Annotated in this window: 22 protein-coding genes and 1 pseudogene; 19 read left to right on the top strand and 4 right to left on the bottom strand. The window is 60.1% G+C overall.

Going from position 1 to position 24,617, the window contains the following annotated elements:
• Nucleotides 1-38 precede the first annotated feature (38 nt).
• The 13 genes from ACTHXA_RS07455 (at nt 39) to ACTHXA_RS07395 (ending at nt 16,086) form a co-directional block, all read left to right on the top strand.
• On the top strand, nt 39-1,634 hold the full coding sequence (locus tag ACTHXA_RS07455; protein WP_441670934.1) for an ABC transporter substrate-binding protein: 1,596 nt from the start codon (nt 39-41) through the stop codon (nt 1,632-1,634).
• A 4-nt stretch (nt 1,635-1,638) separates the two neighbouring features.
• Complete coding sequence (locus ACTHXA_RS07450; protein WP_441670932.1) at nt 1,639-2,583, top strand: ABC transporter permease; 945 nt, start codon at nt 1,639-1,641, stop codon at nt 2,581-2,583.
• 15 nt (nt 2,584-2,598) lie between these two features.
• Nucleotides 2,599-3,504, top strand: coding sequence for an ABC transporter permease (locus tag ACTHXA_RS07445; RefSeq protein WP_441670930.1), 906 nt, complete (start codon nt 2,599-2,601; stop codon nt 3,502-3,504).
• Nucleotides 3,501-5,138, top strand: a complete 1,638-nt coding sequence (locus tag ACTHXA_RS07440; RefSeq protein ID WP_441670928.1) for a dipeptide ABC transporter ATP-binding protein — start codon at nt 3,501-3,503, stop codon at nt 5,136-5,138. Before ACTHXA_RS07445 ends, ACTHXA_RS07440 begins: the two co-directional genes overlap by 4 nt.
• Nucleotides 5,135-6,340 carry an LLM class flavin-dependent oxidoreductase gene (locus tag ACTHXA_RS07435; RefSeq protein WP_441670926.1) on the top strand — a complete coding sequence of 402 codons (1,206 nt, stop codon included), beginning with the start codon at nt 5,135-5,137 and terminating at the stop codon, nt 6,338-6,340. Before ACTHXA_RS07440 ends, ACTHXA_RS07435 begins: the two co-directional genes overlap by 4 nt.
• Complete coding sequence (locus ACTHXA_RS07430) at nt 6,337-7,662, top strand: NtaA/DmoA family FMN-dependent monooxygenase (protein WP_441670924.1); 1,326 nt, start codon at nt 6,337-6,339, stop codon at nt 7,660-7,662. The genes ACTHXA_RS07435 and ACTHXA_RS07430 overlap by 4 nt, the downstream gene beginning before the upstream one ends.
• On the top strand, nt 7,659-9,737 hold the full coding sequence (locus ACTHXA_RS07425; RefSeq protein WP_441670922.1) for an FAD/NAD(P)-binding protein: 2,079 nt from the start codon (nt 7,659-7,661) through the stop codon (nt 9,735-9,737). Before ACTHXA_RS07430 ends, ACTHXA_RS07425 begins: the two co-directional genes overlap by 4 nt.
• A gap of 9 nt (nt 9,738-9,746) precedes the next feature.
• Entirely contained in the window at nt 9,747-11,141 is a 1,395-nt protein-coding gene (locus ACTHXA_RS07420; RefSeq protein WP_441670920.1) for a dipeptidase, read from the top strand.
• A gap of 80 nt (nt 11,142-11,221) precedes the next feature.
• Entirely contained in the window at nt 11,222-11,587 is a 366-nt protein-coding gene (gene erpA / locus ACTHXA_RS07415) for an iron-sulfur cluster insertion protein ErpA (RefSeq protein ID WP_441670918.1), read from the top strand.
• Between the two features lie 183 nt (nt 11,588-11,770).
• On the top strand, nt 11,771-12,715 hold the full coding sequence (gene ctaC / locus ACTHXA_RS07410) for an aa3-type cytochrome oxidase subunit II (RefSeq protein ID WP_441670916.1): 945 nt from the start codon (nt 11,771-11,773) through the stop codon (nt 12,713-12,715).
• 117 nt (nt 12,716-12,832) lie between these two features.
• Nucleotides 12,833-14,446 carry an aa3-type cytochrome oxidase subunit I gene (gene ctaD, locus ACTHXA_RS07405; protein WP_441671137.1) on the top strand — a complete coding sequence of 538 codons (1,614 nt, stop codon included), beginning with the start codon at nt 12,833-12,835 and terminating at the stop codon, nt 14,444-14,446.
• 12 nt (nt 14,447-14,458) lie between these two features.
• Nucleotides 14,459-14,878 carry an aa3-type cytochrome oxidase subunit IV gene (ctaF, locus tag ACTHXA_RS07400; protein WP_441670914.1) on the top strand — a complete coding sequence of 140 codons (420 nt, stop codon included), beginning with the start codon at nt 14,459-14,461 and terminating at the stop codon, nt 14,876-14,878.
• Between the two features lie 83 nt (nt 14,879-14,961).
• Complete coding sequence (locus tag ACTHXA_RS07395; RefSeq protein WP_441670912.1) at nt 14,962-16,086, top strand: winged helix DNA-binding domain-containing protein; 1,125 nt, start codon at nt 14,962-14,964, stop codon at nt 16,084-16,086.
• Nucleotides 16,087-16,416: 330 nt separating this feature from the next.
• Here the strand turns inward: ACTHXA_RS07395 and qcrB are convergent, their stop codons facing one another.
• Genes qcrB through ctaE form a run of 4 tightly spaced genes read right to left on the bottom strand, consistent with a single transcriptional unit; the run spans nt 16,417 to nt 20,649 of the window.
• Complete coding sequence (gene qcrB, locus ACTHXA_RS07390) at nt 16,417-18,027, bottom strand: cytochrome bc1 complex cytochrome b subunit (protein ID WP_441670910.1); 1,611 nt, start codon at nt 18,025-18,027, stop codon at nt 16,417-16,419.
• Nucleotides 18,011-19,093 carry a cytochrome bc1 complex Rieske iron-sulfur subunit gene (gene qcrA, locus ACTHXA_RS07385; protein ID WP_441670908.1) on the bottom strand — a complete coding sequence of 361 codons (1,083 nt, stop codon included), beginning with the start codon at nt 19,091-19,093 and terminating at the stop codon, nt 18,011-18,013. Before qcrA ends, qcrB begins: the two co-directional genes overlap by 17 nt.
• A gap of 52 nt (nt 19,094-19,145) precedes the next feature.
• Nucleotides 19,146-19,985 carry a cytochrome bc1 complex diheme cytochrome c subunit gene (gene qcrC, locus ACTHXA_RS07380; RefSeq protein ID WP_441670907.1) on the bottom strand — a complete coding sequence of 280 codons (840 nt, stop codon included), beginning with the start codon at nt 19,983-19,985 and terminating at the stop codon, nt 19,146-19,148.
• Nucleotides 19,986-20,016: 31 nt separating this feature from the next.
• On the bottom strand, nt 20,017-20,649 hold the full coding sequence (gene ctaE, locus ACTHXA_RS07375) for an aa3-type cytochrome oxidase subunit III (protein ID WP_441670905.1): 633 nt from the start codon (nt 20,647-20,649) through the stop codon (nt 20,017-20,019).
• A gap of 123 nt (nt 20,650-20,772) precedes the next feature.
• Between ctaE and trpD the strand changes: the two genes are divergently transcribed.
• The 6 genes and pseudogenes from trpD to ACTHXA_RS07345 all read left to right on the top strand — a co-directional run.
• Nucleotides 20,773-21,846: an anthranilate phosphoribosyltransferase gene (gene trpD / locus ACTHXA_RS07370; RefSeq protein ID WP_441670903.1), complete on the top strand. Its 1,074-nt coding sequence runs from the start codon at nt 20,773-20,775 to the stop codon at nt 21,844-21,846.
• Nucleotides 21,847-21,894: 48 nt separating this feature from the next.
• Nucleotides 21,895-22,155: an HPr family phosphocarrier protein gene (locus ACTHXA_RS07365; protein WP_441670901.1), complete on the top strand. Its 261-nt coding sequence runs from the start codon at nt 21,895-21,897 to the stop codon at nt 22,153-22,155.
• 15 nt (nt 22,156-22,170) lie between these two features.
• Nucleotides 22,171-22,680, top strand: a complete 510-nt coding sequence (locus ACTHXA_RS07360) for a hypothetical protein (RefSeq protein ID WP_441670899.1) — start codon at nt 22,171-22,173, stop codon at nt 22,678-22,680.
• Nucleotides 22,670-23,893, top strand: a complete 1,224-nt coding sequence (locus tag ACTHXA_RS07355; RefSeq protein ID WP_441670897.1) for an MFS transporter — start codon at nt 22,670-22,672, stop codon at nt 23,891-23,893. The genes ACTHXA_RS07360 and ACTHXA_RS07355 overlap by 11 nt, the downstream gene beginning before the upstream one ends.
• Nucleotides 23,894-23,986: 93 nt before the next feature.
• Entirely contained in the window at nt 23,987-24,268 is a 282-nt protein-coding gene (locus tag ACTHXA_RS07350; protein WP_441670895.1) for a GlsB/YeaQ/YmgE family stress response membrane protein, read from the top strand.
• Between the two features lie 162 nt (nt 24,269-24,430).
• A pseudogene (locus ACTHXA_RS07345) lies at nt 24,431-24,617 on the top strand (3-oxoadipyl-CoA thiolase); the annotation flags it as partial.

Below are 24,617 nucleotides of genomic sequence, written 5' to 3'. Positions count from 1 at the left end.
TAACGTCGACTCCAGCGTCGGCGCATCGGAGGCCCCAGATGACCAGACGCACGCGCATCCTCAGCACACTTGCGACCACCTCGGTGGCCGCCCTGCTTCTGGCCGGTTGCGCTGGTGGTGGCGGAGCATCGACCGGGGAATCCGGTGAACCAATCCAGGGCGGCACCCTCGCGTTCGGAATTCCCGACGACATGGGCTGCATCGACCCGCAGCAGGTCTCAAGCAACGACAACATCAACATTGCCAAGCAAACGGTTGCCTCGCTGACTGCTCAGGACCCAGAGACCGGTGAGATTGTGCCCTGGCTCGCATCCGAGTGGACCGTGAGCGATGACGCGACCGAGTTCACCTTCACACTGCGTGAGGACATCACTTTCTCGGACGACACTCCCATTGACGCGGAGGCGGTCAAAGCAAACCTCGACGCCATCGTCGAACTCGGTGCGGTAGCCCCGCTTGGTTCCGGGTACCTGGCGAGCCTTGACGCCGTCACCGCGGTCGACCCCACCACCGTCTCGATCACGTTCACCGAGCCATCCGCCCAATTCTTGCAGGCAACCTCAACACATGCCTTGGGACTAATCTCCACCGAATCGACCGGCCTCAGCCAGGAAGAGCGCTGCGCGGGTGACTTCATTGGTTCCGGACCGTTCACGGTCACGAATTACACGCCATCCACTTCGGCGGAACTCGCTGCGCGCACCGACTACGCGTGGGCACCCGAATACGCCGAGAACCAGGGTGCTCCCTACCTCGACACCCTCCAATTCACCGTGATTCCCGAGTCCTCGACGCTGACCGGTGCGCTGCAGTCCGACCAGATCCAAGCATCCGCCAATATCTCACCTCTCGACCAACAGGTGCTCGGTGACGCCGGCTTCGGTCTGGAAAACCGCGCCAACCCCGGTATGGTCTACGCCTGGCAGCCCAACCACGATCACCCGGTCGCGGGCGACCCCGCGGTGCGAGAAGCCATGAACCACGCGCTGGACCGCCAGGCAATCGCCGACCTATTGACTGAGTTTGACCGCCCCGCGACGTCGATACTCTCCGACACGACCCCGAACTACAGCGATCAGTCTGCGCTCATGAACTACGACCCCGAGCACGCCAAGCAGGTACTCGAGGATGCTGGCTGGATTGAGGGCAGTGACGGAATTCGTGAGCGTGATGGCGAGACCCTGAGCTTTGCCATCAAGTACTGGCAGCCCACCACCGACCAACTGCAGCTCATGCAACAGCAGCTGCGTGCCGTGGGCATCGACATCCAACTGGAGCAGACCACGGTCGCTGACATGTTCGCCTCGCTCAACGACGAGGGTAATACCGGACAGTGGTCGAACCTCACCCGCGCTGATGCCGACGTCCTCCGCTCGGCGCTCGGCCCAACTGGACTGTACGCGAGCAACCGCGACACTCCGGAAGCCGACGAACACCTGCAACTGCAAGCAACGATTCTTGAAGAGGCAGAACGCCAGGTTGAGGTGGACGCAACTGTGCAGGCGCTGCTCGAAGACGCCGCGGTTGTGCCGGTATTCCAACTGTCCACCACCATCGTGACCACACCGACAACGCACGGAATTACCTTCGACGGTTCGAGCCGTTTGGAGTTCCAGAGCGCCTGGACGGAGTAACGCTTTGCCCGCGTATCTCCTGCGACGACTGGGGTTCGGACTCTTCGTAGTCTGGGCTGCATTTACGATCGTCTACTTCATTCTCTACCTCCTCCCGGGTGACCCGGTGGCTGCTGCGGTCGGCGCATCCGGAGTCGGTGGGGCGGATGTGATCGAGCAGAAACGGGAAGAGCTCGGCTTCAACCGACCCTGGTATGAACAGTATTTTTCAGCCCTGCTCGCGGCACTGAGCGGTAGTTTTGGCACCACGATCGGTACCGGGGAACCGGCCATCGACATCATTGTGCGGGCACTGCCCAATACCCTGCAACTGGCGGGTTTGGGACTCGTGTTCACCGTAGTGATCGGGGTGGGGTTCGCACTCATTGCGACGCTGCCGCGGACGGAATGGCTGCGCCAATTTCTCGCGGGACTGCCGCCAATTGCCGTGGCGATTCCATCCTTTTGGCTCGGTATCGTCTTGCTCCAGGTGTTCTCGTTCGGGCTGGGGTGGTTTCCCGCCTTCGACCGAAATGACTTTGCGTCCCTGGTGCTGCCAGCACTGACGCTCGGGCTCTTTACCGGTTCCTACCTCGCGCAGGTGCTGATCTCGAGCCTGCGCACGGAAATGGATTCGGCATACATTGAACAAGCCCGCTCCAAGGGTGCCTCGCGCAGTTACCTCGTGTTTCGACACGCGTTTCGGAACGCGTCACTGCCGGGACTCAACATTGCCGGAGTGCTCGTGGGCGGGCTGCTCGGCGGCACCGTGGTCACCGAAACGGTGTTTTCGCGCGACGGGCTCGGCCGAGTTCTGCTCGAGGCAGTCACGAATCAGGAGATTCCGGTGGTGCTTGGCGTAGTCGTCTTGGCTGCGGTCGCCTTCGTGATTACCACGCTCCTGGTTGACTTATTGACCCCACTGATTGACCGAAGAATTCTGATCCGCTCGCAGCGAGCAACCGCCTAAGGAAGGAGCGAATCTGTGACTGAAAACATCGTCGTCCCCGCTCCAACCGAGCAAAGCACCGCGGGACCACAAACCCCACCAACCGCAAAACGGTTCAAGCCCGGCGGCAAAGTACGGACCGTGTTTCGCAATCTCGGTCTCGGTATCGCCATTGCAATCCTGGCCATCGTGGTGGCCTGGGCAACCTGGCCGGAGGTTTTTGCGAAGTACGGACCAACCGAGCCCATCCCAAACGGTCGTCTGCTGCCGCCCTCGCTCGAGCATCCATTTGGCACCGACAACCTGAGCCAAGACGTCTACTCGAGGATGGTGCACGGCACCTACACCTCGGTCACCGCCGCAGCGCTCGCCGTCCTCGGTGGCTTCGTCATCGGTAGCCTCATCGGCCTGCTCGCAGGCTACCTGCGCGGCTGGGTCGATGAGGTGCTCATGCGCATCGTCGACGTGCTGCTCGCGATTCCAGCCATTCTGCTCTCCCTCGCGATTGTCGCGTCGCTGGGCTTCGGCATTGTGAATCTGGCGATCGCCGTGGGAATTACCTCCACCGCCGCCTTCGCGCGCGTGATGCGCTCGGCAACGTTGCGCGGCGCGGAAGCTGTTTACGTCGAGGCCGCGCGAATGAGCGGTGCGCGCTGGTACAGCGTGATTGGTCGTCACGTCCTGCCGAACTCAATTACCCCGGTGCTCGCCATGGCTGCGCTGGAATTTGGCACCGCGCTGCTGGCGATTTCTGCCCTCAGCTACCTCGGTTTCGGGGCACCACCGGATGTCCCGGAATGGGGTTCACAGGTCTCGCTCGGACGTGACTATATTGCGACGGCGGGATGGCTCACCACGTTCCCCGGTCTTGTCATCGTGGCCGTTGTGCTTTCGGCGAGTGTCATTTCCAACAGACTGAGCCGACGGGGGAGTGGCCGATGAGTGAGCACGCACTGCTGGACGTGCAGGGACTCCACGTCAACTACGTGGTCCGCGGCGAGGAGGTCGCTGCGGTTCGCGGTATCGATCTCAAGATGTTCCCGGGGGAGATCGTCGCAATTGTGGGCGAATCGGGTTCCGGTAAGTCCACCTTCGCTCGAGCCATCCTGCACCTCCTTGCAGAGAACGGTCGAGTGCACGCCGACCGGATGCAATTCGACGGTCGAGAGCTCACGAAACTGGGTCGACGCGGCTGGCGAAGCATTCGAGGCGCCGAGATCGCCCTCGTCCCGCAGGATCCGACCCTGTCGCTTGACCCGCTCCTGCCGGTGGGCGAGCAGGTCGCCGAGACCATTCGCATCCACAACCTGGCTAAGAAACAGGAAGCACACGACCGCGCCGTCGCACTGCTGACCGAGGCAGGTATCCCCGATGCGGAAGAACGCGCGGGGCAGCTCCCCTCCGAGTTCTCCGGTGGGATGCGGCAGCGTGCGCTCATCGCCTCAGCACTTGCTGCAGACCCGCGACTGCTGGTTGCCGATGAGCCGACTTCGGCGCTGGACGTCACCGTGCAGCGGCAGATCCTCGACCGACTTGAGCAGCTACGCAGTGAACGCGGCATCGCGGTGCTCCTCATCACCCACGATCTGGGTGTAGCGGCCGATCGCGCTGATCGGGTGATCGTGATGCAGCACGGCAGGGTGGTTGAGTCTGGCTCCGCGAAGCAGGTGCTCGCGAACCCGAAGCACGAGTACACACGCCGCCTCGTGGCCGCAGTTCCGGGGCTCGGATCCGCTCGGGTGGTTGAACGCACTCCAGAGCCGGAAGCGAAGGCGGCACCACTGTTGCGTGTGACCGACTTGCGTAAGGAATTCAACATCCGCGGCAGCAGTGAGACAGTCACCGCGGTGGATCAGGTGTCCTTCGAGATTCGAAGTGGCGAAACCTACGGGCTTGTGGGGGAATCGGGTTCGGGCAAATCCACGACCGCGAGGGTCGCGCTCCATCTCGAGCGGGCAACCGAGGGCACTATCGAATTTGCCGGCGAGGATGTCACTGACTACCGCGGCGAACGGCTGCGGCAAATGCGTCGACGGTTCCAGCTCGTGCACCAGAGCCCCTATGCCTCGCTCGATCCGCGCATGCGAATCGGCGAGATCATTCGCGAGCCGCTGCGCTCGTTCAAGATCGGCACCAAAACACAGCAGCGCGACCGCGTAGCGGAACTGCTCGAAGCAGTGGCATTGCCGACCGACTATGCGCGTCGCCGACCGGGGGAGCTTTCGGGTGGGCAGCGTCAGCGCGTCGCGATCGCCCGGGCATTGGCCACCAAGCCCGAATGCATCGTCCTCGACGAAGCCGTGTCCGCACTGGACGTGTCGGTACAGGCACAGGTGCTCGAGTTGCTGGCGCGACTGCAGCGGGAGACCGGTGTTGCGTACCTCTTCATTAGCCACGACCTCGGAGTTGTGCGTGAAATATCGCACCGCGTCGGTGTGTTAAGGCAGGGGAAGCTCGTTGAAACAGGGAGCACCGATGCGGTGTTTGCGAACCCCCAACATCCTTATACCCAGGCCCTCGTCGACGCGATTCCGGGTGGCCGCCTACATACAGAGACTGAGGAGAACAACAGATGACTCACGCTCCATTTGCCATCGGACTCGGCGTGGACGGCGTCGGTTGGCATCCTGCGGCTGAAAAATTGAACCCCGACTCACGCCCCGCGGACGGTGCATTCTGGTCGCGCACCGTGAAGCAGGCCGAGGCCGCAGGTTTCGACCTGATCACCTTCGAGGATGCGCTTGGCCTTCCCGAAGACGGTGGCCACTCCGCGCGTCTTGACTCCTTCACACTGAGTAGCTGGCTCGCACCTCAATCGGGCAAGATTGGTCTGGTCCCCGCAGGAACCACCTCACTTCAGGAACCGTTCCATGTCGCCACCGCGACACAGACCCTCGATTTTGCGTCGCTTGGGCGCGCGGGACTTCGGTTGCGCGTGGGCCTGAGGCCCGAAGAGTTTGCCGCGGCCGGACGTGAGGGCTACGGCACGCTCGAAGAAATCATTGCGCTCGTGAGTTCGGGGCAAAGCGACCTGCTCAGCACCTCGTTCGATGAGGGCTGGGAGTTCGCACAGATTGTTCGACTCCTCTGGGACTCCTGGCAAGACGACGCAGAGATTCGAGATGTCGCCACCGGTCGATTCCTTGACGCGGATCGCATCCACAATCCGGAGTTCAAGGGGAGGTCCCTCTCGGTTCACGGTGCCTCGATTACGCCGCGGTCGCCGCAGGGCCAGCCCCCGGTGTTCGCGCTCGCACACCAAACCATTCCCTATGACTTTGCGGCGGCCACCTCGGATGTGGTGTTCATCACGCCATTTAGCGAATCCGACCTCGGCGAACGCCGCGCCGGTGCCGAGGCCGCATCCGGCCGGGTTAATCGTGAGGGGACTCCGCTGCAGATTTGGCCCGATATTGCCGTGTCCGTGGGTGCCGAGGGCAAGTCGCGACTGGCGGCGCTCAATGACGCATCGGGTTCGGAATGGGAGACCGATACCGGGATTTTCGCCGGAACGGCCGAGGAACTCGTTGACCTGGTGGTCTCTTGGCATGAAGCGGGACTTCAGGGTGCACGGCTTCGTCCTTTGAGCACGAGTGCCGATCTCCAGAGCCTCGCCGAGGAGGTGCTGCCACAACTGCAGCGCGCCGGTATCGCTCCGGCCGGGCCCGATGTCACCACACTCCGTGAGCGACTTGGCCTTCCGATTGCTCAGAATCGTTTCACCGGCAGCGCTCCGTTTACTGCCGACTTCCGCGCCGCCGAGGAGGCACTCGCATGACCAGCCACCGTCAAGTCCACTTTGCCGCTCACTTCCCGGGCGTAAACCAGCAAACCGTCTGGTCGGCTCCTGAGTCGGGCAGCCAGATTGATTTCGACTCCTTCAAGCGCTTCGCCGAAATCGCCGAACGCGGCCTGATGGACTACATCTTCCTCGCGGAAGGCCTGCGCCTGCGCGAGCAAAACGGCAAGCTCCACGAACTCGATGTCGCGGGCAGGCCCAACACGGTCGGCGTTCTCGCGGCACTTGCCGCGGTAACCGAACACATTGGTCTGGTCGGGACGCTCTCGGCCACATTTAACGAGCCGGCAGACCTCGCTCGTCAACTGCAGAGCCTGCACGTGCTCTCGAATGGCCGCGCTGGCTGGAATGTGGTCACCACCTCGAATGAATTCACGGGTGCCAACTTCCGTAAGGGGTTCTTCGTGCCACTCGACGAGCGCTACCCGCGCGCGCAGTCGTTTGTCGACACCGTTCGCCGCATTTGGGCAACGACACCCGGCGATAGCGAGAATGCGGTCGAGGTGCGCGATGAGTATTTCGATATCCGTACGAGCGGCACCGTGCCGAACGCCGCTGGCGACAATCCCGTCCTCGTGCAGGCAGGGATGTCACCGCAGGGACGCGACTTCGCCGCTCATAACTCGGATGTCATCTTCTCCCACTACGCGAATTTTGAGCAGGGCAAAGAATTCCGCTCGGATGTATCGAATCGTCTGGTATCGAAGGGGCGAAACCCGGATGACCTCAAGGTGCTGCCGGCAATGTCGATGGTCATTGGCGATACCGAAGAAGAGGCCCGCGAACGATCCCTTGCAATCCGCCGCGCCCAGGTGAGCCCACAGACCGCGATTTCATTTATTGAGCAGGTGTGGGGACGCGACCTCTCCGACCACGATCCGGACGGACCGCTACCGAGCTTTGACCCGACCGATAGTCTTGCGGCGGCGGGCTGGGTCAATACCTATGATGACCGTCACGAGCGTGCGGCACAGTGGCGTGAACTCGCCGCACGTGAGAATCTCTCGATTCGCGATATTGCGATCCGCGAGTACAGTCGCGCTGAAATTCTCGGTACTCCCGAGCAGATCGCTGACGAGATTATCCGAGTCGTGGATGCCGGCGTGGCCGACGGCTTCACGCTCGTCGGTCATCTGGTGCCCGACGGCCTGCAGGAGTTTGCAGAGCGAGTGATTCCGATCCTGCAGGAGCGCGGGGCCTATCGCACTGCGTACCCCGAGGGCGCGGGACTTCGAGAGCTGCTCGATTCGAAGGCGGCGCCGCTGCAGACTGAACCGGCGCAAGTGAGCGGGCAAGTATGAGTGGCTCCACCCGGAGAGCGGCGCGGCTGGTCGACCATGACGGGCACCTCGCTTCACGCTGCATCACATTCGTCGGTGCCGGCCCTCGGACCGCCGGGATCGTCGAGCGCCTCATCGCAAATCAGGCGGAAATCGATGACCGTCCCCTGATCCTGCACCTCATTGACCCGTACCCTCCCGGTGCCGGTCGGATCTGGCGCGACTCCCAATCGGGACTGCTGACGCTGAACTCAATGGCCTGTGACATCACGATGTTTACCGATAGCTCCTGCACGATAGAGGGGCCGATATCTCCGGGGCCGACGCTCGACGAGTGGGCGATTGAGGTGCGCGAGGGCCGCATTCGTGACATTGATATTGACCCCCGGGCTGATCCCGAACTCGCGCAGGAAATCAACACACTTGGGCCAGCATCCTTCCCGACTCGTCGACTTCACGAGCGCTACATGACGTGGTTCCTCGAGCAAGCCGTGGATGGGCTCAGCCCGGGTTCTAAAGTGATGTGGCACCGCGACGAGGTCGTGAGTGTCGCCGATGACAACACCGGGGCACAGATCGTCACCCTCGCCGGCGGCGACCAGCTTACGACCGACCTCGTGATCTATTCCTTTGGGCATCTCGGTAGTGAGTTGACCGGGGAAGCACGCTATTTCACCGATTTCGCCGCGTTCAAGGGCTCGAAATACCTCGGCCCGTCCTATACCGCCGATGCGGATCTTGGTGCCTTCGAACCGGGCGAAGAGGTCATTGTGCGCGGACTCGGACTCGCTGCCGTGGACCTCCTGGTGCTGCTTAGTGAGGGCCGCGGTGGCAAATTTTTGCGTGAGGATGGCCGCCTCGTCTACCACCCTTCGGGACACGAACCGAGGCTCTTACTTGGCTCCCGACGAGGGGTGCCCTATCGCTCCAAAGTCTCGTCCACACCACGTGGGGACACCTACGTGCCGCGGTACTTCAACGCGGAAATCGCGAAGCAGATCGCCGACAATACCCCCGGCCTCGATTTCAGCGACCACCTCTATCCGCATATTCGTCGCGAGATCCTGCACGCGTACTACCTCGAGCTCTTCACCGGCTCGCCCGATCGCGTAGCCCTGACCTGGCATAAATTCCGAGCGGGACTCGATGAGCTTGATCTCGATGGCGAGGAATATGCCGACCTTGTCGAACGCGCGGTGCCCGATCCGCTCGATCGGCTCGACATGGCGCTCCTGGATCGACCGCTTGCCGGCGTGCAATTCGATACTGCCGAGGAACTACAGCAGTGGACTCGGTGCTATATTGCGCACAACCTCGAGCGCAGCACGAACTCTCGGTACTCCGAAATGCAGGCTCTCTTTAACGGCATCCTCTTTGCCTTCCTCGCTGCCTCGGAGATTTCCACGCACCGGAATTGGGATGACACCTCGTTCGTACGGGAGTACCAGCGCCGCTGGTACAAATTCTTTAGCTATATCGCCTCCGGACCGCCGCCAAACCGCCTTGAGCAGATCAACGCGCTGTCCGAAGCGGGAATTATCGAGTTCCTCGGCGCGGGATTGCTCGTACACACCGATAACTCGACTGGTGAATTTGTAGCGAAGAGCGCGTCGATTCCGGGCGAGCGGCGAACGCGCGCACTGATCGATGCGTGGTTGCCCGAAGCGAGTATCGAACACACCGACTCGGCTGTGCTGCGCGACCTCATCGAATCCGGTGCCGGTCGGCAACAGCAACTCGGACCGATCGCCACGGGCTTCGTTGACGTGAGGCAGTCGGATGCGCGACTCATCCGCGCGGGCGGGGGAGTGCATCCACGACGATTCGGCGTTGGCTCCGGAACCAGCCGACCAAATGGCGGCGCCTTCTCACGCCCCAATATCAATGCGCTGGCGTTTCGGGAGTGGGATTCCGTCGCTCGTGCCGTGCTGACCGAACTACGAAATATTCGGGAAGCGGCGGGCACGCCCGAGCACCAACCCGAGCCTGATGACGTGAACTCGAATGAATCCACTGAGGAGGAATTCAGCTCGGCATTCGATTCCGCCGCCTATTACAGTCCGGATGATGGCGCACAGGATCTCGTGCGGTCGTAGGCTGTGGCCATGAGTGCTTCTGAACCCGCCCTGATCGGCGACCAACTACGTGATCGTGTCCAACTTGGGATGCCGCATGTCATCTCACGACTCAGCGACCTCGTACGCATCCCATCGGTGAGTTGGGATGACTTTGATCGCGAACCCGTGCAGCGCGGTGCCGAAGCCGTGCGGGAATTATTTACGCAGACGGGCCTGTTCGACACGGTGGATGTGCACCAATACGAGGATGCGTCGGGTCGCCTCGGTCAGCCAGCGGTGATCGCGCATCGACCACCGCTCGAGGGCTATCCGACCGTGTTGCTGTACGCCCACCACGATGTACAGCCACCGGGCGACTCCGAAAAGTGGCGCACCCCAATCTTCGAACCCACCGTGATCGGCGATCGACTCTACGGTCGCGGGGCAAGCGACGATAAGGCCGGAATCCTCGTGCACCTCGGAGCGCTCGAAGCGTTGCGAGACGTGCTCGAAGCAAGGCAGGTGCCCTTCGGACTTGGTATCTCGATACTGATCGATGGGGAAGAAGAGAATGGCTCACGCAGCTTCAGTCGGTTCCTCGAGGAACATCACCGCGAACTCGACGCGGACTACATCATCGTGGCCGATAGCGACAATGCCGCCATCGATACCCCCTCGCTTACCGTCGCGCTGCGCGGCAACGTCGCGTTCAACCTGACTGTGCGAACTCTGCAACATGCCTCGCATTCGGGGATGTACGGGGGCCTTGCCCCCGACGCGATGTTGGCAACGATTCGACTGCTCAATACGCTGTGGGACGAAGACGGTGCCGTGGCAGTATCGGGACTGCACCGTCACGATGCCGGAGTGCCCGAAGTCGATGAATCGCAGCTGCTCACCGAAGCGGGTGTCATCGGTGGGCAGTTCATCGGTCGCGGCCCACTGCATTCGCGCACGTGGTTTCAGCCAGCCATCACTGTCACCGGAATTGACGCACCCAACGTTGCGAACGCATCCAATACGCTGCTGCCCGAAGTGCGAGTACGGATTTCGGCACGTGTGGCACCCGGCCAAACCGCGAGCGAGTATGCGGATGCGCTCCTGCAACACCTCCGCGAACACGCACCCTTCGGCGCCGAAATTGAGATTGATTCGCTTGACAACGGCGACCCCTTCCTCGTGAACCTCGAAGGCGAAGGTGTCCAGCAAATGACCGCCGCGTTGAGTGAAGCCTGGGGTAGGGAAACCGCTCACACCGGTATTGGCGGATCAATTCCAATGATTTCTGAACTTATGGAGCGTTTCCCAAGCGCTGAGGTGCTCGTCACAGGCGTGGAAGACCCGGCTACGCTCGCGCACTCGCCGAATGAATCGCAACATCTCGGTGTGCTGCGACGCGCAATCGAAGCGGAAGCTCGATTCCTCGCCAAGTATGTCGAGTAGTCGTGGAATAATTGCGAGATCCACTACGTTGAGCATGACACGACGCGAAAGGGCGTTGGAGTTTGTGATCAGGAGGAAGCATGACGACCGCGCTGAATGGCATCACCGTCACCGAAAATTCGCACAATGTGCAGCTGACCGAGGCCGCTGTTGGCAAGGTTAAGTCGCTACTGAACCAAGAGGGCCGCAGTGACCTTCGGCTTCGCGTTGCGGTACAGCCAGGCGGCTGTTCGGGGCTGATTTACCAGCTCTACTTCGACGAGCGAGAGCTGGAGAACGACGCCAGCGTCGACTTCGATGGGGTGGAGCTCATCATTGATGAGATGAGCGTCCCGTATCTCGACGGTGCGTCGATTGACTTCTCGGACACGATTGAGAAACAGGGCTTCGCCATCGACAACCCCAACGCCGGCGGAAGTTGCGCCTGCGGTGACTCGTTCCACTAGGCCAAACACGCGCAACTCGATTGCGCGAACCCTACAGTGACGCCCCTATGAATTCGGCGCACGCATCCGTCAGGATGCGTGCGCTATTTCAGTTAACCTTTTCAAAGCCGATGAAACACGCCACACGCGGAGCCTCGATTGGTAAGGCAGGCCCCGAATGGGGCTACACTGGGAATCGTCTGTATGCGTCTTCTCGAAAGGTCCAACGTGCGGAAGAACCACCGAAAAAAGTGGACAGCGCTCTCGCTGAGCGCTGTTCTAACGCTCGTGCTCGCAGGGTGCACGGCTCAGGAATTGAACGGCTACATGCCGGGTCTTCCGGGTACGACCGATGTCGGCGATATGGCCGCGACGTTCTGGGTCAATTCGTGGGTCGTGTTGCTCCTTATTGGTTTCTTCGTGTGGGGCCTGCTGATCTGGTCCAATGTTGTTCACCGTCGCCGTAAGAATGACGTCGGGCTGCCGGTGCAGATGCGCTACCACATGCCGATTGAGATCCTCTTCACGGTCATTCCGGTGGTGCTGGTCGGCGGTTTCTTCGCCTTTACGGCACGCGATCAGGCCATTGTCGAGGAGAACTACTCGGCAGAGGAGCTGGACGTACACATTGAGGTCTACGGCAAGCAGTGGGCTTGGGACTTCAACTACCTCGAGGTAGAAGGTTCCGAGTACGGCGGGGATGTCTACTACCAGGGTGTGCAGGCAGTTGAACTCCGTGACGCCGAGGGGAAGACCACCGGTGAAATTGACTACGGCCAGCTCCCGACGCTGTACGTACCCGTAGGCGCAAACGTGACACTGGATCTGAAGTCGCGCGACGTTGCGCACTCCTTCTGGGTACCAGAGTTCAACTACAAGGAAGACACCATCCCCGGCAAGACGAACCAGTTCTCGTTCGTTGCCGAGCGCGAGGGCACCTACATGGGGAAGTGCGCCGAGCTTTGTGGTGAATACCACTCGATGATGCTCTTCCAGGTCGAGGTCGTCTCGGCCGAGGATTACAACGCTTATATTGAATCGCTCCGCGAAGCCGGCAACGAAGGCCAGGTTGGCGACGAGTACAACCGTGACACCGATAACCCGGGTACGAGCGTGCCGGTTATCCAACACAATGAAGACGAGCACTAGGGCAGGGTGAACATGACTTCGACATTGAATAGGCCCGCTGCCGCTGGTGAGCAGCCAGCCGCAGAACAGGATCTCTCAGTCAACAAGACCGGGAACAAGGGCAACCTGATCCTGAAAATGCTCTCGACCACCGACCACAAGATGATCGGGTACATGTACCTGGTCTCCTCGGTTGTTTGGTTCTGTATTGGTGGCGTGATGGCGCTGCTGATTCGCGGTCAGCTCTTTGCCCCCGGCATGGAACTCATCGCGAACAAGGAACAGTACAACCAGCTGTTCACGATGCACGGCACGATCATGCTCCTGATGTTCGCGACACCGCTCTTCTCGGGCTTTGCGAACATCATGATCCCGTTGCAAATCGGTACCGCTGACGTGGCATTCCCTCGACTCAACGCGTTTGCGTACTGGTTGTACTCTTTCGGTGCAATCATCGCGGTGATGGGCTTCCTTACCCCGCAGGGTGCTGCTTCCTTCGGTTGGACGGCGTATACACCGCTGTCACTGACAACCTTCTCGCCGGGTATCGGCGGGCACTTATGGTTAGCCGGGTTGGCGATGACCGGTTACGCCACCATTTTCGGTGCGGTGAACTTCATCACCACGATCATTACGATGCGTGCTCCGGGTATGACCATGTGGCGCATGCCGGTGTTCACCTGGAACATCCTCATCACGTCGATCCTCGTACTCTTCGCGTTCCCCGTGCTTACGGTTGCTTGGTTCGCACTGCTGATGGACAGAGTGTTCTTGACGCACATATATGACGTGGATGCGGGCGGCACGATTCTGTATCAGCACCTGTTCTGGTTCTTCGGACACCCAGAGGTGTATGTGATTGCACTGCCCTTCTTCGGCATCGTGTCTGAGATCTTCCCGGTCTTCAGTCGAAAACCGATATTCGGGTACAAGACACTGGTCCTTGCGACCATCGCAATTGCCGCACTTTCGGCATCGGTGTGGGCACACCACATGTACGTCACCGGCTCCGTGCTACTGCCATTCTTTGCGCTCATGACGATGCTCATTGCGGTGCCGACGGGCGTGAAGATATTCAACTGGATCGGCACAATGTGGCGAGGATCAATTACCTTCGAAACGCCAATGCTTTGGTCACTTGGCTTCATCGTGACCTTCGTATTCGGTGGTCTCACGGGCGTCATTCTCGCGTCGCCGATGCTTGACTTCCACATCTCTGACACCTACTTCGTGGTTGCTCACTTCCACTACGTGGTCTTCGGTACCGTGGTATTCGCGATGTTCGCCGGCTTCTACTTCTGGTGGCCAAAGTGGACCGGCAAGATGCTCAATGAGGGCCTCGGCAAGATCCACTTCTGGTTGCTGTTCATCGGCTTCCACCTGACCTTCCTTGTGCAGCACTGGCTTGGTGTCATGGGTATGCCCCGTCGTTACTACACGTACCAGCCCGAGGACGACTTCACTTGGATGAACCAGGTCTCCACAATCGGTGCGATTGTGCTCGCGCTTTCGATGATTCCGTTCTTCCTGAACGTGTTCATCACGCACCGCCGTGGCAAGAAGGTCACCGTGAATGACCCGTGGGGTTACGGTGGCTCGCTCGAGTGGGCAACAAGCTGCCCACCGCCGCGCCACAACTTCACGTCGATCCCGCGCATCCGTTCGGAACGCCCGGCCTTCGACCTTAACCACCCTGAGTACTCGGCGCCGGGTTCACACGATGAACCGGCGACCGTAAGCGGAAAGGCATAGGGACTTCTCAGAATGAAGACACTCCGAAATGTTCTTTGGGTACTGACTGCGTTCTATGCAGTCATGGCCGTTGTGTATACCGTCTGGACGGCAGTGTTCGACAACGACGCTGAGTGGGTCGGTATCGTTGCCTTTGCCTTGATGGCACTCTTCACTGGGTTCATCGCCTTCTACCTGGGTTTCGAGAACAAACCGTTCGCCAAGAAGCTGCTTCCTGAAGACCGTGAAGATGCCGAAATCCGTGACGCGGATGAAGACCTCGGCTTCTTCATGCCCGCTACGATGTGGCCTTTCGTGACGGCAGCCGGCGTCGGCGGCGTATTCGCGAGTATCGCCGTCGGTTGGTGGCCAGCGTTCTGGCTTGCACCAATCGCGCTCATCGGTCTGCTTGGCTGGATGTTCGAAACCTACCGTGGCAAGTTTGGCCACTAGTGGTCTGACGCTCCGTCAACCGGGACGCTAATTTCGGCAGACACCGCAAGGGACCTGCTCACTCGTCGCATACACTGTGCGACATGTCTGAGCAGGTCCCTTTTGCATCCGCCGCCATTGCCGCACACCGGTTCGCAGCCCAAGGGCTCGTACCGGTCGATACCGGCAGAACACCGCGTGCGGCTGCAGCACTGCTTTCTTGCGTGCAGGGGCAACACTTGGGTGGGGTGATCGCAGCGCTTGCGCTTCGAAGCACCGGTCAGGCCGCCGATGTCGAGGATGCATTCAACACTGGCCAGATTGTGCGTGGCTATCCGATGCGTGGCACCGTGTTCGCGGCCGATGCCGCCGATATGCCGTGGATGACCGAGCTCGCCGGTGCCCGGACCGTTCGAGGCGCTGCCCGACGACGAGAAGAACTTGAGCTCGATGACGCGCTCATGGCCCGTGTCACGGACGAAATTCTCCGCCTCCTATCCGAATCGGAGGATGGTGCTCTGTCGCGTCCGGAGCTCAGCCAGCAGCTCTCAGAACGGGGATTTCCGCTCTCCGGCCCGCAGCGGTATCACGTGCTCTTTACCTTGATCGCCTCGGGAGTGCTCGCCTATGGGCCGCTTCGCGGCGCCGAGCACCTGGTCGTGGCGGCGGAGCAGTGGCTTCCCGAGGGAAACAGCCTGGTGTCGCGATTCAACGGCGAGGACTTGGCCGCAACTGCCGAGTGGCTGCGGCGCTATTTCGAGGGGCACGGGCCCGCATCTCTGCGAGACTTTGCCTGGTGGACGAAGTTGCCGCTTGGGCAGCTCCGCAACGCGCTTTCCGCCTACCCGATCACGGACTCACTCGAGCAATACGGTGTAGACGCTGCTGGCGAGCCGCTGTGGGGCCCTCCGGGACTCACTGCGGCAGTGGAAGAAGCGCAGGATGCGATCACCGGAGCGCGGCTGCTGCCGCCGTTTGACGAGTATCTGCTCGGTTACCAAGACCGCTCAGCGATCGTGACGAAGGAGCATCACTTGAAGATCGATGTGGCACGCAACGGCGTCTTTAAACCCGTTGTGTATTCGAACGGGCGCCTCATCGCCACGTGGTCGAGCAAGGGGAGCGGCCGGAATCGGACGCTCGAGATCGTCCCGTTCGCGAAAGCACCATCTAAGCGGGTCCGCTCAGCGCTTGAGCGAGAATTCGCGAAGTATCCGCATCGCCGGTAACCGGCTCCATCCGAAAAATGCCACGATAGGGATTTCGCCGGTCATGTCGCCGCGTTTTGCACGTAGGCGGCACGTAGCGCTCAACATGGTTCGTAGCTTACGTAATCATGGTTGGCAGCGCTCATCATGGGTCGTACTTCAACCATGATGAGCGCTACGTGCCATGACTACGTGCCATGACTACGTGCCATGACTAGGTGCAACGACTAGGTGCAACGACTAGGTGCAACGACATCCGGAAAGCGCGATCTCGAAAAGTGCCGAGAACACGAAAAAGCGCTGGGGTTCCGAATACTCGGAACCCCAGCGCTTTCGCTTGAGCGATGGTCGCTAGTTCAGTTCACCGTGGTGGTGCTTCGCCGCTTCGACCTCAGCCGGAGTGCTGGCCTCGACGCGGTCCGCGAAGAACCAACGCGACAGGCGTGCCCGCAGCTTGCCCTTGGTCTTACCCGTTTCGGGATCGACATAAGGCTTGACCGGCGCATACGTCTCGAATGCGTTGAGTTCGTACTGCTCTTCTTCAGTGAGCGGCACGTGGATCTCCTGGAACTCACCGTGGGGGAGTCGGATGACGCGTCCGGACTCGTGACCGTGCAGCGCAGTTGCGCGATCCTGTTTCTGCAACGCAATGCAGGCTCGGTGTGTGATGAAGAACACGATGACCGTTCCGAAGATCAACCAGAACTGCAGGATGTGGATGACGTGTTCCATTGCCATCGAGAAGTGCGTCGCAATGAGGTCCGAAGACGCCGCTCCCCACATCGTGGCGTAGAAGCTAATCCACGCGGCACCGAGTGCGGTACGGAATGGAGCGTTACGGGGGCGGTCGAGCAGGTGGTGCTCACGCTTGTCACCCGTGACCCACGACTCGAGGAACGGATAGACAAACAGCCCGATCACGAAGATTCCCATGAGCACGAACGGCACCAGAATTGCCGGTGACAGCGTGAAGTTGCCGAGCGCAATTTCCCAACCGGGCGGAATCAGGCGGAGTGCACCGTCACCGAATCCGATGTACCAGTCAGGCTGCGTACCGGCAGAAACCGGGGACGGGTCATACGGGCCGTAGTTCCACACCGGGTTGATCTGGAAGAGCGAGGCGATCAAGAAGATCATGCCGAGGATCAGGAACATGAAGCCAACGGCCTTACCAGCGAAGACTGGCAGCACCGGGTTACCGACAACGTTGTTTTCAGTGCGTCCAGGCCCAGGCCACTGCGTGTGCTTGTGCACCACCATCAGGATGAGGTGCAGCGCGAGGAACGCGATCAACAGCGCGGGCAAAATCATGATGTGCAGCGAGTAAAGGCGCCCAACGATGTCGGTGCCCGGGAACTCACCACCGAACATCAAGAACGAAATCCAAGTTCCGACGAGTGGAACCGCCTTGATCATGCCGTCCACGATGCGAAGACCGTTACCCGAAAGCAGGTCGTCGGGGAGCGAGTAGCCCGAGAAACCCTCGAGCATTGCGAGGATCCAGAGCACAAGGCCGATGAGCCAGTTCAGTTCACGTGGCTTACGGAAGGCGCCGGTGAAGAATACGCGGGCCATGTGCAACATGATCGATGCCACGAACAAGAGCGCAGCCCAGTGGTGAACCTGGCGCATCAGTAGACCACCGCGGACATCAAAGGAGATGTCCAGGGTGGAGGCCATTGCGCCGGACATGCCAACACCCTTCAACGGCACGTACTGCCCGTTGTAGGTCGTGTGCGTCATGGTCGGGTCGAAGAAGAATGTGAGAAACGTTCCCGACAGCAGGATTGCGATGAAGCTATAGAGCGCCACCTCACCGAGCATGAACGACCAGTGGTCGGGGAAGATCTTCCGACCGAATTCCTTGACCGCACCCGAGACACTCGTGCGCTCATCAATCCAGACGGAGGCCTTTGCAATGGCGCTGTCCTCTGCGACAGGTGACTTATACGTTGTAGTCATTACGACGCTCCCAGAAGGTCGGGCCAACAGGTTCGAGGAAGTCGCTCTGCGCAACCAGGTAACCCTCGTTGTCGACGGCGATTGGCAGCTGCGGTAGCGGGCGGCCGGCTGGTCCGAAGATGACCTCACAGTGGTTGGTCACGTCGAACTGCGATTGGTGGCATGGGCAAAGCAGGTGGTGCGTGTGCTGTTCGTACAGCGCAACCGGGCAACCGACGTGCGTGCAGACCTTCGAATAGGCGACGATACCGTGGTACGACCAGCCCTCGCGGTCGGGACGTTCGTTCAGCTTCTCTTCCGGCAAACGCATGAGCAACACAACAGCCTTTGCTTTCGCGTTCAGCAGCTCGTCGTGACCGAGGTCGTTGAGGCCATCAGGAATAACGTGGAAGGCGGAGCCAATGGTGACGTCGGAAGCCTTGATCGGTGTGCCCGAAGGGTCACGCACAAGGCGAACGCCCTCATCCCACATCGTCTCGTGCAGTAGATCTACGGGATGCTCGTTGTTGCCGTTGTAGAGGTCACGCAGCAGCACAATTCCCGGCAGAGGGAGAGCGAGCACCGCGGTGATGAGCGAGTTACGCAGAAGCTTGCGGCGGCTGAAGCCGGACTCCTCATCTGCCTGCGCAAAAATCTCGACAACGCGTTTGCCGGTGGCGGGGGATGCGCCGGTCTTGTGACGTGCTTCCGCGAATTCTTCGTCTTTCATGAGGTACTTCGCCCAGGCGACGACTCCCGAGCCAAGCGCGAGCATGCCGAAGGCAATTCCTAAGCCGACAAAGAGGCTGTTCCAACGGACTGAGGTGATGTCTTCTCGGTCGATGGGCCAGATGAAATACGCAGCGATCGCAAAGATCGAGAACACGAGCGATACCCAGAACAGGACGACGACGACACGTTCTGCGCCCTTCGCCTTTTTGGGGTCGCTGTCGGTCACGCGGTGTCCGTGTTCCGGATGCCCCGGGTCTTCGAAACTTTCAGTGGCGATAAGTGCCGTTCCGGAGTTACCCGAGCGATCGGACGAATTAGCGGTACGGAGCTCCCCGCCGTGTTCGTCTTCAGCCATGGTTATCCCTTTCTGGGTTGAGATGAGGAGTAAAAACTAAAAGTGAGAAGAACTAGTTCGGTCGGGAGGTGAGCCAAATGGCGAAGGCTACAGCGCCACCGATTCCGAACACCCAGATAAAGAGACCCTCGGCAACGGGGCCGACGCCACCGAGGTTATAACCGCCAACCATGTTGGTGTTGTCGGTCATCCACGTGATTGCGGTAATGATGTCGGCCTTGTCCTGCGGCGTCAGGTTCGTGTCGCTGAAGACGGGCATGTTCTGGGGACCGGTCTGCATTGCCTCGTAGATGTGGACGGGATCAACCGTCTGCAACTCGGGTGCGTACTTACCCTCGGTCAGCGCACCACCGGCGGCAGCCACGTTGTGGCACATCGCGCAGTTAATGCGGAAGAGTTCAGCGCCGTGGGCAGCATCGCCATCGGCTTGCGTGTACTGCGCATCGGGGATTGCGGGACCAGGAGCGAGGGAGGCAACGTATGCCGCCATCTGCAGCGTCTGCGTCTCAGTGAACTGGTTCGGCTTCGCCGGGGCCTGTGGCGAGTTCATCTGCATGGGCATACGACCGGTACCAACCTGGAAGTGAACCGAAGCGGAACCCACACCGATGAGGGTCGGACCGTTTTCAGTACCCACTGCATCCATACCGTGGCAGGTGGCGCAGTTTGCGTTGAAGAGCGCTTCACCCTCGGCGATGGTCTCCGTCGCGGTCATGTCGACCTCGGCGGTTTCATCCGTCGCAGCATTCGCGACGAGTGAATCGACGGCACCGTACGCCCCACCGGAAAGCAGGAGGCCTACGCCGAGCAGTGCGGCAGTTGCGAGCGGGGTCCGACGCGAACGCTTACGTGACTTCTTCGCGGACGGTCGGGACTTCGTTGCAAGTGACATTGGAAAAACTCTCTCGACGGGGACGGCGCAACTAAGCGATAAACGGAAGGATGTAAATGACGAAGAAGAGGCCTACCCAGACCACGTCAACGAAGTGCCAGTAATAAGAGATGGCCATCGCGCTCTGCTGCTCGCGCTGCCCCATCCTCTTGACTGCGTAGAGGCGCACAATCACCACGAAGAACGCGAGGATGCCACCAAGAACGTGGAGACCGTGGAAGCCAGTCGCCATAAAGAATGCGCTGGTGAAGGAGTTCAAGTTGAGCACGTAACCCTCGCTGACGAGTGTCGCGTACTCCCAGACCTGACCACCCATAAAGATCGAACCGAGAATGGCCGAGATGTAGTACCACTCGATGGTGCCCAGTCGCTTGCCGTCGCGAGTCTTCTGACCGCGCTCGGCCGCCATGACGCCGAGCTGGCAGGTCACGGAGCTGCTCACCAGGATCGCGGTGTTGATCGCTGCGAACGGAATGTTCATGATGTCGTGGCCAGCAGCAAACTGCTCTGGAGCCATCGCGCGAAGAGTGAAGTAGATCGCAAAGAGACCGGCGAAGAACATCACTTCCGAGCCAAGCCACACGATGGTGCCAATGGCTACGGTGTTTGGACGGTGCACGCGTGGTGCCGAAGATGCAGGATTTAGGGAAGTCACAGCATCCATTATGACCGATTTCCCAGGTTCGCAAAGTTTGCAACGCCTGGCGAGTCTCGTTATAGGCGTTTCAGGTTGCACTTGCCGTCCGGCGCGGCACTGTGGGGCCATCCTATGACTAGAATTCTGGCCATGACGGAATTGCTGAATTGGCCCCAAATGCTCGAATCACTGCTCAATGGTGAAGATCTTTCGGTTCGACAAGCGACGTGGTCGATGCAGCAGGTGATGCAGGGGGAAGTGAGTGAAGCGCAGCTAGCCGCGTGGCTGATCGCTTTGCGCGCGAAAGGCGAAACGGTAGAAGAACTGGTGGGGTTCCGGGATGCGGTGCTCGCCAATGCGCTTCCTATCGATATCACCCCCTGGGGACTCGATATCGTCGGTACTGGCGGCGACATGATCGGCACAGTCAATGTATCGACGATGTCCTCCTTCGTAATTGCGGGTTCCGGAGTCCCAGTAATCAAGCACGGTGGCCGCGCGGCATCCGCAAAATCTGGTGCATCCGATGTCTTGACCGCGCTCGGCGCTCACCACAGTTCCCGGCCCGAGGCGCTAAAGGAGATTTTCGAGGAGACGGGGATGACCTTCCTCTATGCTTCGCTCTTCCACCCCGGATTCGCGCACGCCGGTGGCGTGCGGAAGCAACTGGGGGTATCGACCGTATTCAATTACCTCGGTCCGCTGACGAACCCCTCGCGTGCGGAAGCATCTGCCGTGGGAGTGGCAAAGCGCGAAGCGATCCCGCTGATTGTCGGGGTGTTTCGCACTAGAGGCGCTGCCGCACTCGTGTTCCGGGGCGACGATGGGCTCGATGAATTGACGGTGACCGGTTACTCCCACATCTGGGAAGTGGCACGCGGAGATGTCGCCGAGCACGATATCCATCCGCGCGACCTTGGTCTGGGCACTTACGAGCTGGAAGAACTACTCGGTGGCACACCCGAGGAGAATGCCGCAATTGCGCGTGAGACGCTCGCGGGCGGCGGCAAGGATGCGGTCCGAGACATTGTGCTGCTCAATTCCGCTGCCGGCATGGTCGCCTATGACATTGCGAGGGACTCCGACACGATCGAGCGACCGATTCGTGACCGGCTCATCGAAAAGATTGAGGTCGCGCGTGGCACGATCAATTCGGGTGCAGCATTACAGCAACTCGATCGTTTCGTGGCCGCAACGAATCGTGTACGCACCACGGACGAATAGTCCACGCACACCACAGCCCGATCCATCCAAACCCACTAAGGAATAGACATGTCTGATGAGATCCGCCGTACCGTCACCCTGGTCAACGAGACCGGACTCCACGCCCGTCCCGCGGCAGAGTTCGTGAAGACCGCAAGCTCCTTTGACGCCGAGATCAAAGTGAACAGCGTGGATGCCAAGAGCCTGCTGGGCATCATGGCGATGGGCGCGAAGAAAGGAACGGAACTCGAACTGGTTGCGAGCGGTGCACAGGCAACGGAAGCCGTGGATGCACTCGTAGCTCTCGTGGAATCCGGGTTTGCCGAATAGGCCTACACTTCAGGAATGGCCAAACGTCGTGATTCCCGTGAACCCGGCACGCAGGTAGTCGCGTGGGAGTTTAGGACTCCGGCTCGGCAAACGGGTTTCGCGATCGTTGGCGTGACGTTTCTCGCCTGGGTCGCTTCGTTTTTCTTATTCACCTACGGCAGCGACCTCGGCAGGCAACAACTCGAGGCGAGCAGCTTCCTCAGCCTGTTTTTCAGCTGGTTGTTCGTCGCCGCCCTGGTGTGCTTGGGATACGGGATTGGCTACGCAATCCTTCGCAGCCTGTCGCAGGGACAACGACCGTATGAAGAACGCGAGGTGCTCCGGCTTGCCCTCGCCGAGTCGCTGGCGAGTACCTGCGGCGGGTACGCGATTGGTTTTGTCCCGATGATCCTCATGGAGAATCTCTTCGCAATGCTCGCGTGGACCTTTTTCCTAGGCCTGTTCTTCTCATTCGCCGTGATCATGCCCCGCTACTCCGCAGGATGGAAGAAGGCGGTTGAAGAGGGCCGTCATTTTGCAGGTTAGCCAGGAGACCCCGCAACCAAGGTTGTGGACGGGACCGTTTATCGGCGTGATGGTGGTGAACGCCGCTATTGCGTTGAACTTTCTGCTGCTCATGACCTACATGACGGGATACGCCGTCAACCGATTCGGGGTCGGTGAGGCAGAAGCCGGGCTGGCCGCCGGTGTGTTTGTGTTTGGGGCGCTGATTGCCCGTGTGTTTGTTGGCAAGTACACCGATGTCATCGGTCGCAAGCGAATGCTGGTGATCTCGGTAAGCATCCTGCTTCTCGGGTCGATCGGTTACTTTTTTGCAAACCACTTTGTCTTATTGCTCGTCGTGCGAATCATGCAGGGAGCGGCGTTCGGCTCGGTGAGCAACCTGGTCAACACTATGGCGATGAGCATGATCCCCGCGAGTCGACGCGGCGAGGGGACCGGCTGGTTTACGCTTTCGCTCACGTTGGGGCAGGCGCTCGGCCCGGCTCTCGGCCTTTGGCTTGTGACTGCGGGCGATCACAACGCGGTATTTGCCTTCGGGGTGGGCCTGTCGCTGATTGCTGCACTGGTCTCATTCTTGCTCCCCACGCAAGAGGTGACCGTGAGCGAAACGCAGCAGATTCACCTGCGCAGCTGGCGCTTGGATCGGATCTTGGAGCCGAACGCCCTTCCCATGGGCCTCCTTGCGCTCTTGCTGGCGCTGCCGTATTCCGGGATTCTCACGTTCATGAACGGCTACGCCACGGAAGTGGGGTTGCTGGAGTTCGCGAGTGTGTTTTTCATTGTCTATGCGGTGTCGCTTGCGGTGAGTCGACCAATTGGCGGGTCGCTCCTCGACCGCTATAGCGACAACGCGGTGGTGCTGCCCGCATTCGTACCGTATCTGCTGGCACTATTACTGCTCGCTCTCGATCTCGGCGTTATTGGTTTCTTTGCCAGCGCGGTGCTGATTGCCTTTGGTTACGGCCTGTTGATCTCCCTCCTACAATCGATCGCCGTTCGCGATACCCCCACACCGCGAACCTCCATGGCCATCTCAACGTTCTATATCGGTCTCGATACCGGCATGGGCATCGGCCCAATTCTGCTCGGTACCGTGGTCGGGCTCGGGGTTGCCTATCGTGAGCTATTCGGGCTGCTCGTGGGACTCATCATCGCGATTGCCCTCGTGTATGTCCTTGTGCATGGACGAAAGCCTTCCGCACGCACCTCGCCAGGCTCCCAATCGGCTGAGTAGCAATGCCAGGTGTGGTTGTTCGCATTCGGTAGCCTTGACTTGATGCGAGCCTCGCATTGAGACTCCAAATTCCATCACATAGGAGAAGGCGTTATGTCACTCAGCTGGATTAGTTGGATCATTATTGGACTTGTCGTTGGGCTTATTGCCCAAGCGGTTACGAAAGACAAACGTCGCCACCCGCTGTGGCTGACCGCAATCTTGGGAATCGTCGGCGGTATTGTCGGCGGCTGGATTGGTGGCCTCGTTGTCGGACCAGAAGCACTTTCGGGCTTCTTCAACATTTGGGTCTGGTTGTTTGCCTTCGTCGGTGCACTCATTGTCACCGCGATCTACGAAGCAATCACTCGCGGCGGCGCGAAATCAAAGAGCTAGCAACTCAGCGAGAATCTGAACGGTCGGGCACATGGTGTCCGGCCGTTCTTCATCGGCCCGCATTGTTGGTGGTAAGCCCGCACACTCTCTGACTGCAGGGTGATTCCTGACCGCATGGGCAGTAATGTAGTGCTCAGTATCGAGACACAAAGGAGTAGTCATATGCCCGAGGCATTCATCGTTGATGGGGTACGCACCCCGGTTGGCCGGTATGGCGGTGCACTCGCGAGCGTTCGTCCCGACGACCTCGCGGCACTCGTCATCAGCGAAGTGGTGAAACGATCGAAGATTGACCCCGGGACGGTGGAAGAGGTCGTATTCGGCAACGCTAACGGTGCCGGCGAAGAAA

This window comes from Gulosibacter sp., assembly GCF_052090685.1.
Taxonomy (GTDB): Bacteria; Actinomycetota; Actinomycetes; order Actinomycetales; family Microbacteriaceae; genus Gulosibacter.
This window is presented reverse-complemented; position numbering and strand designations above follow the sequence as displayed.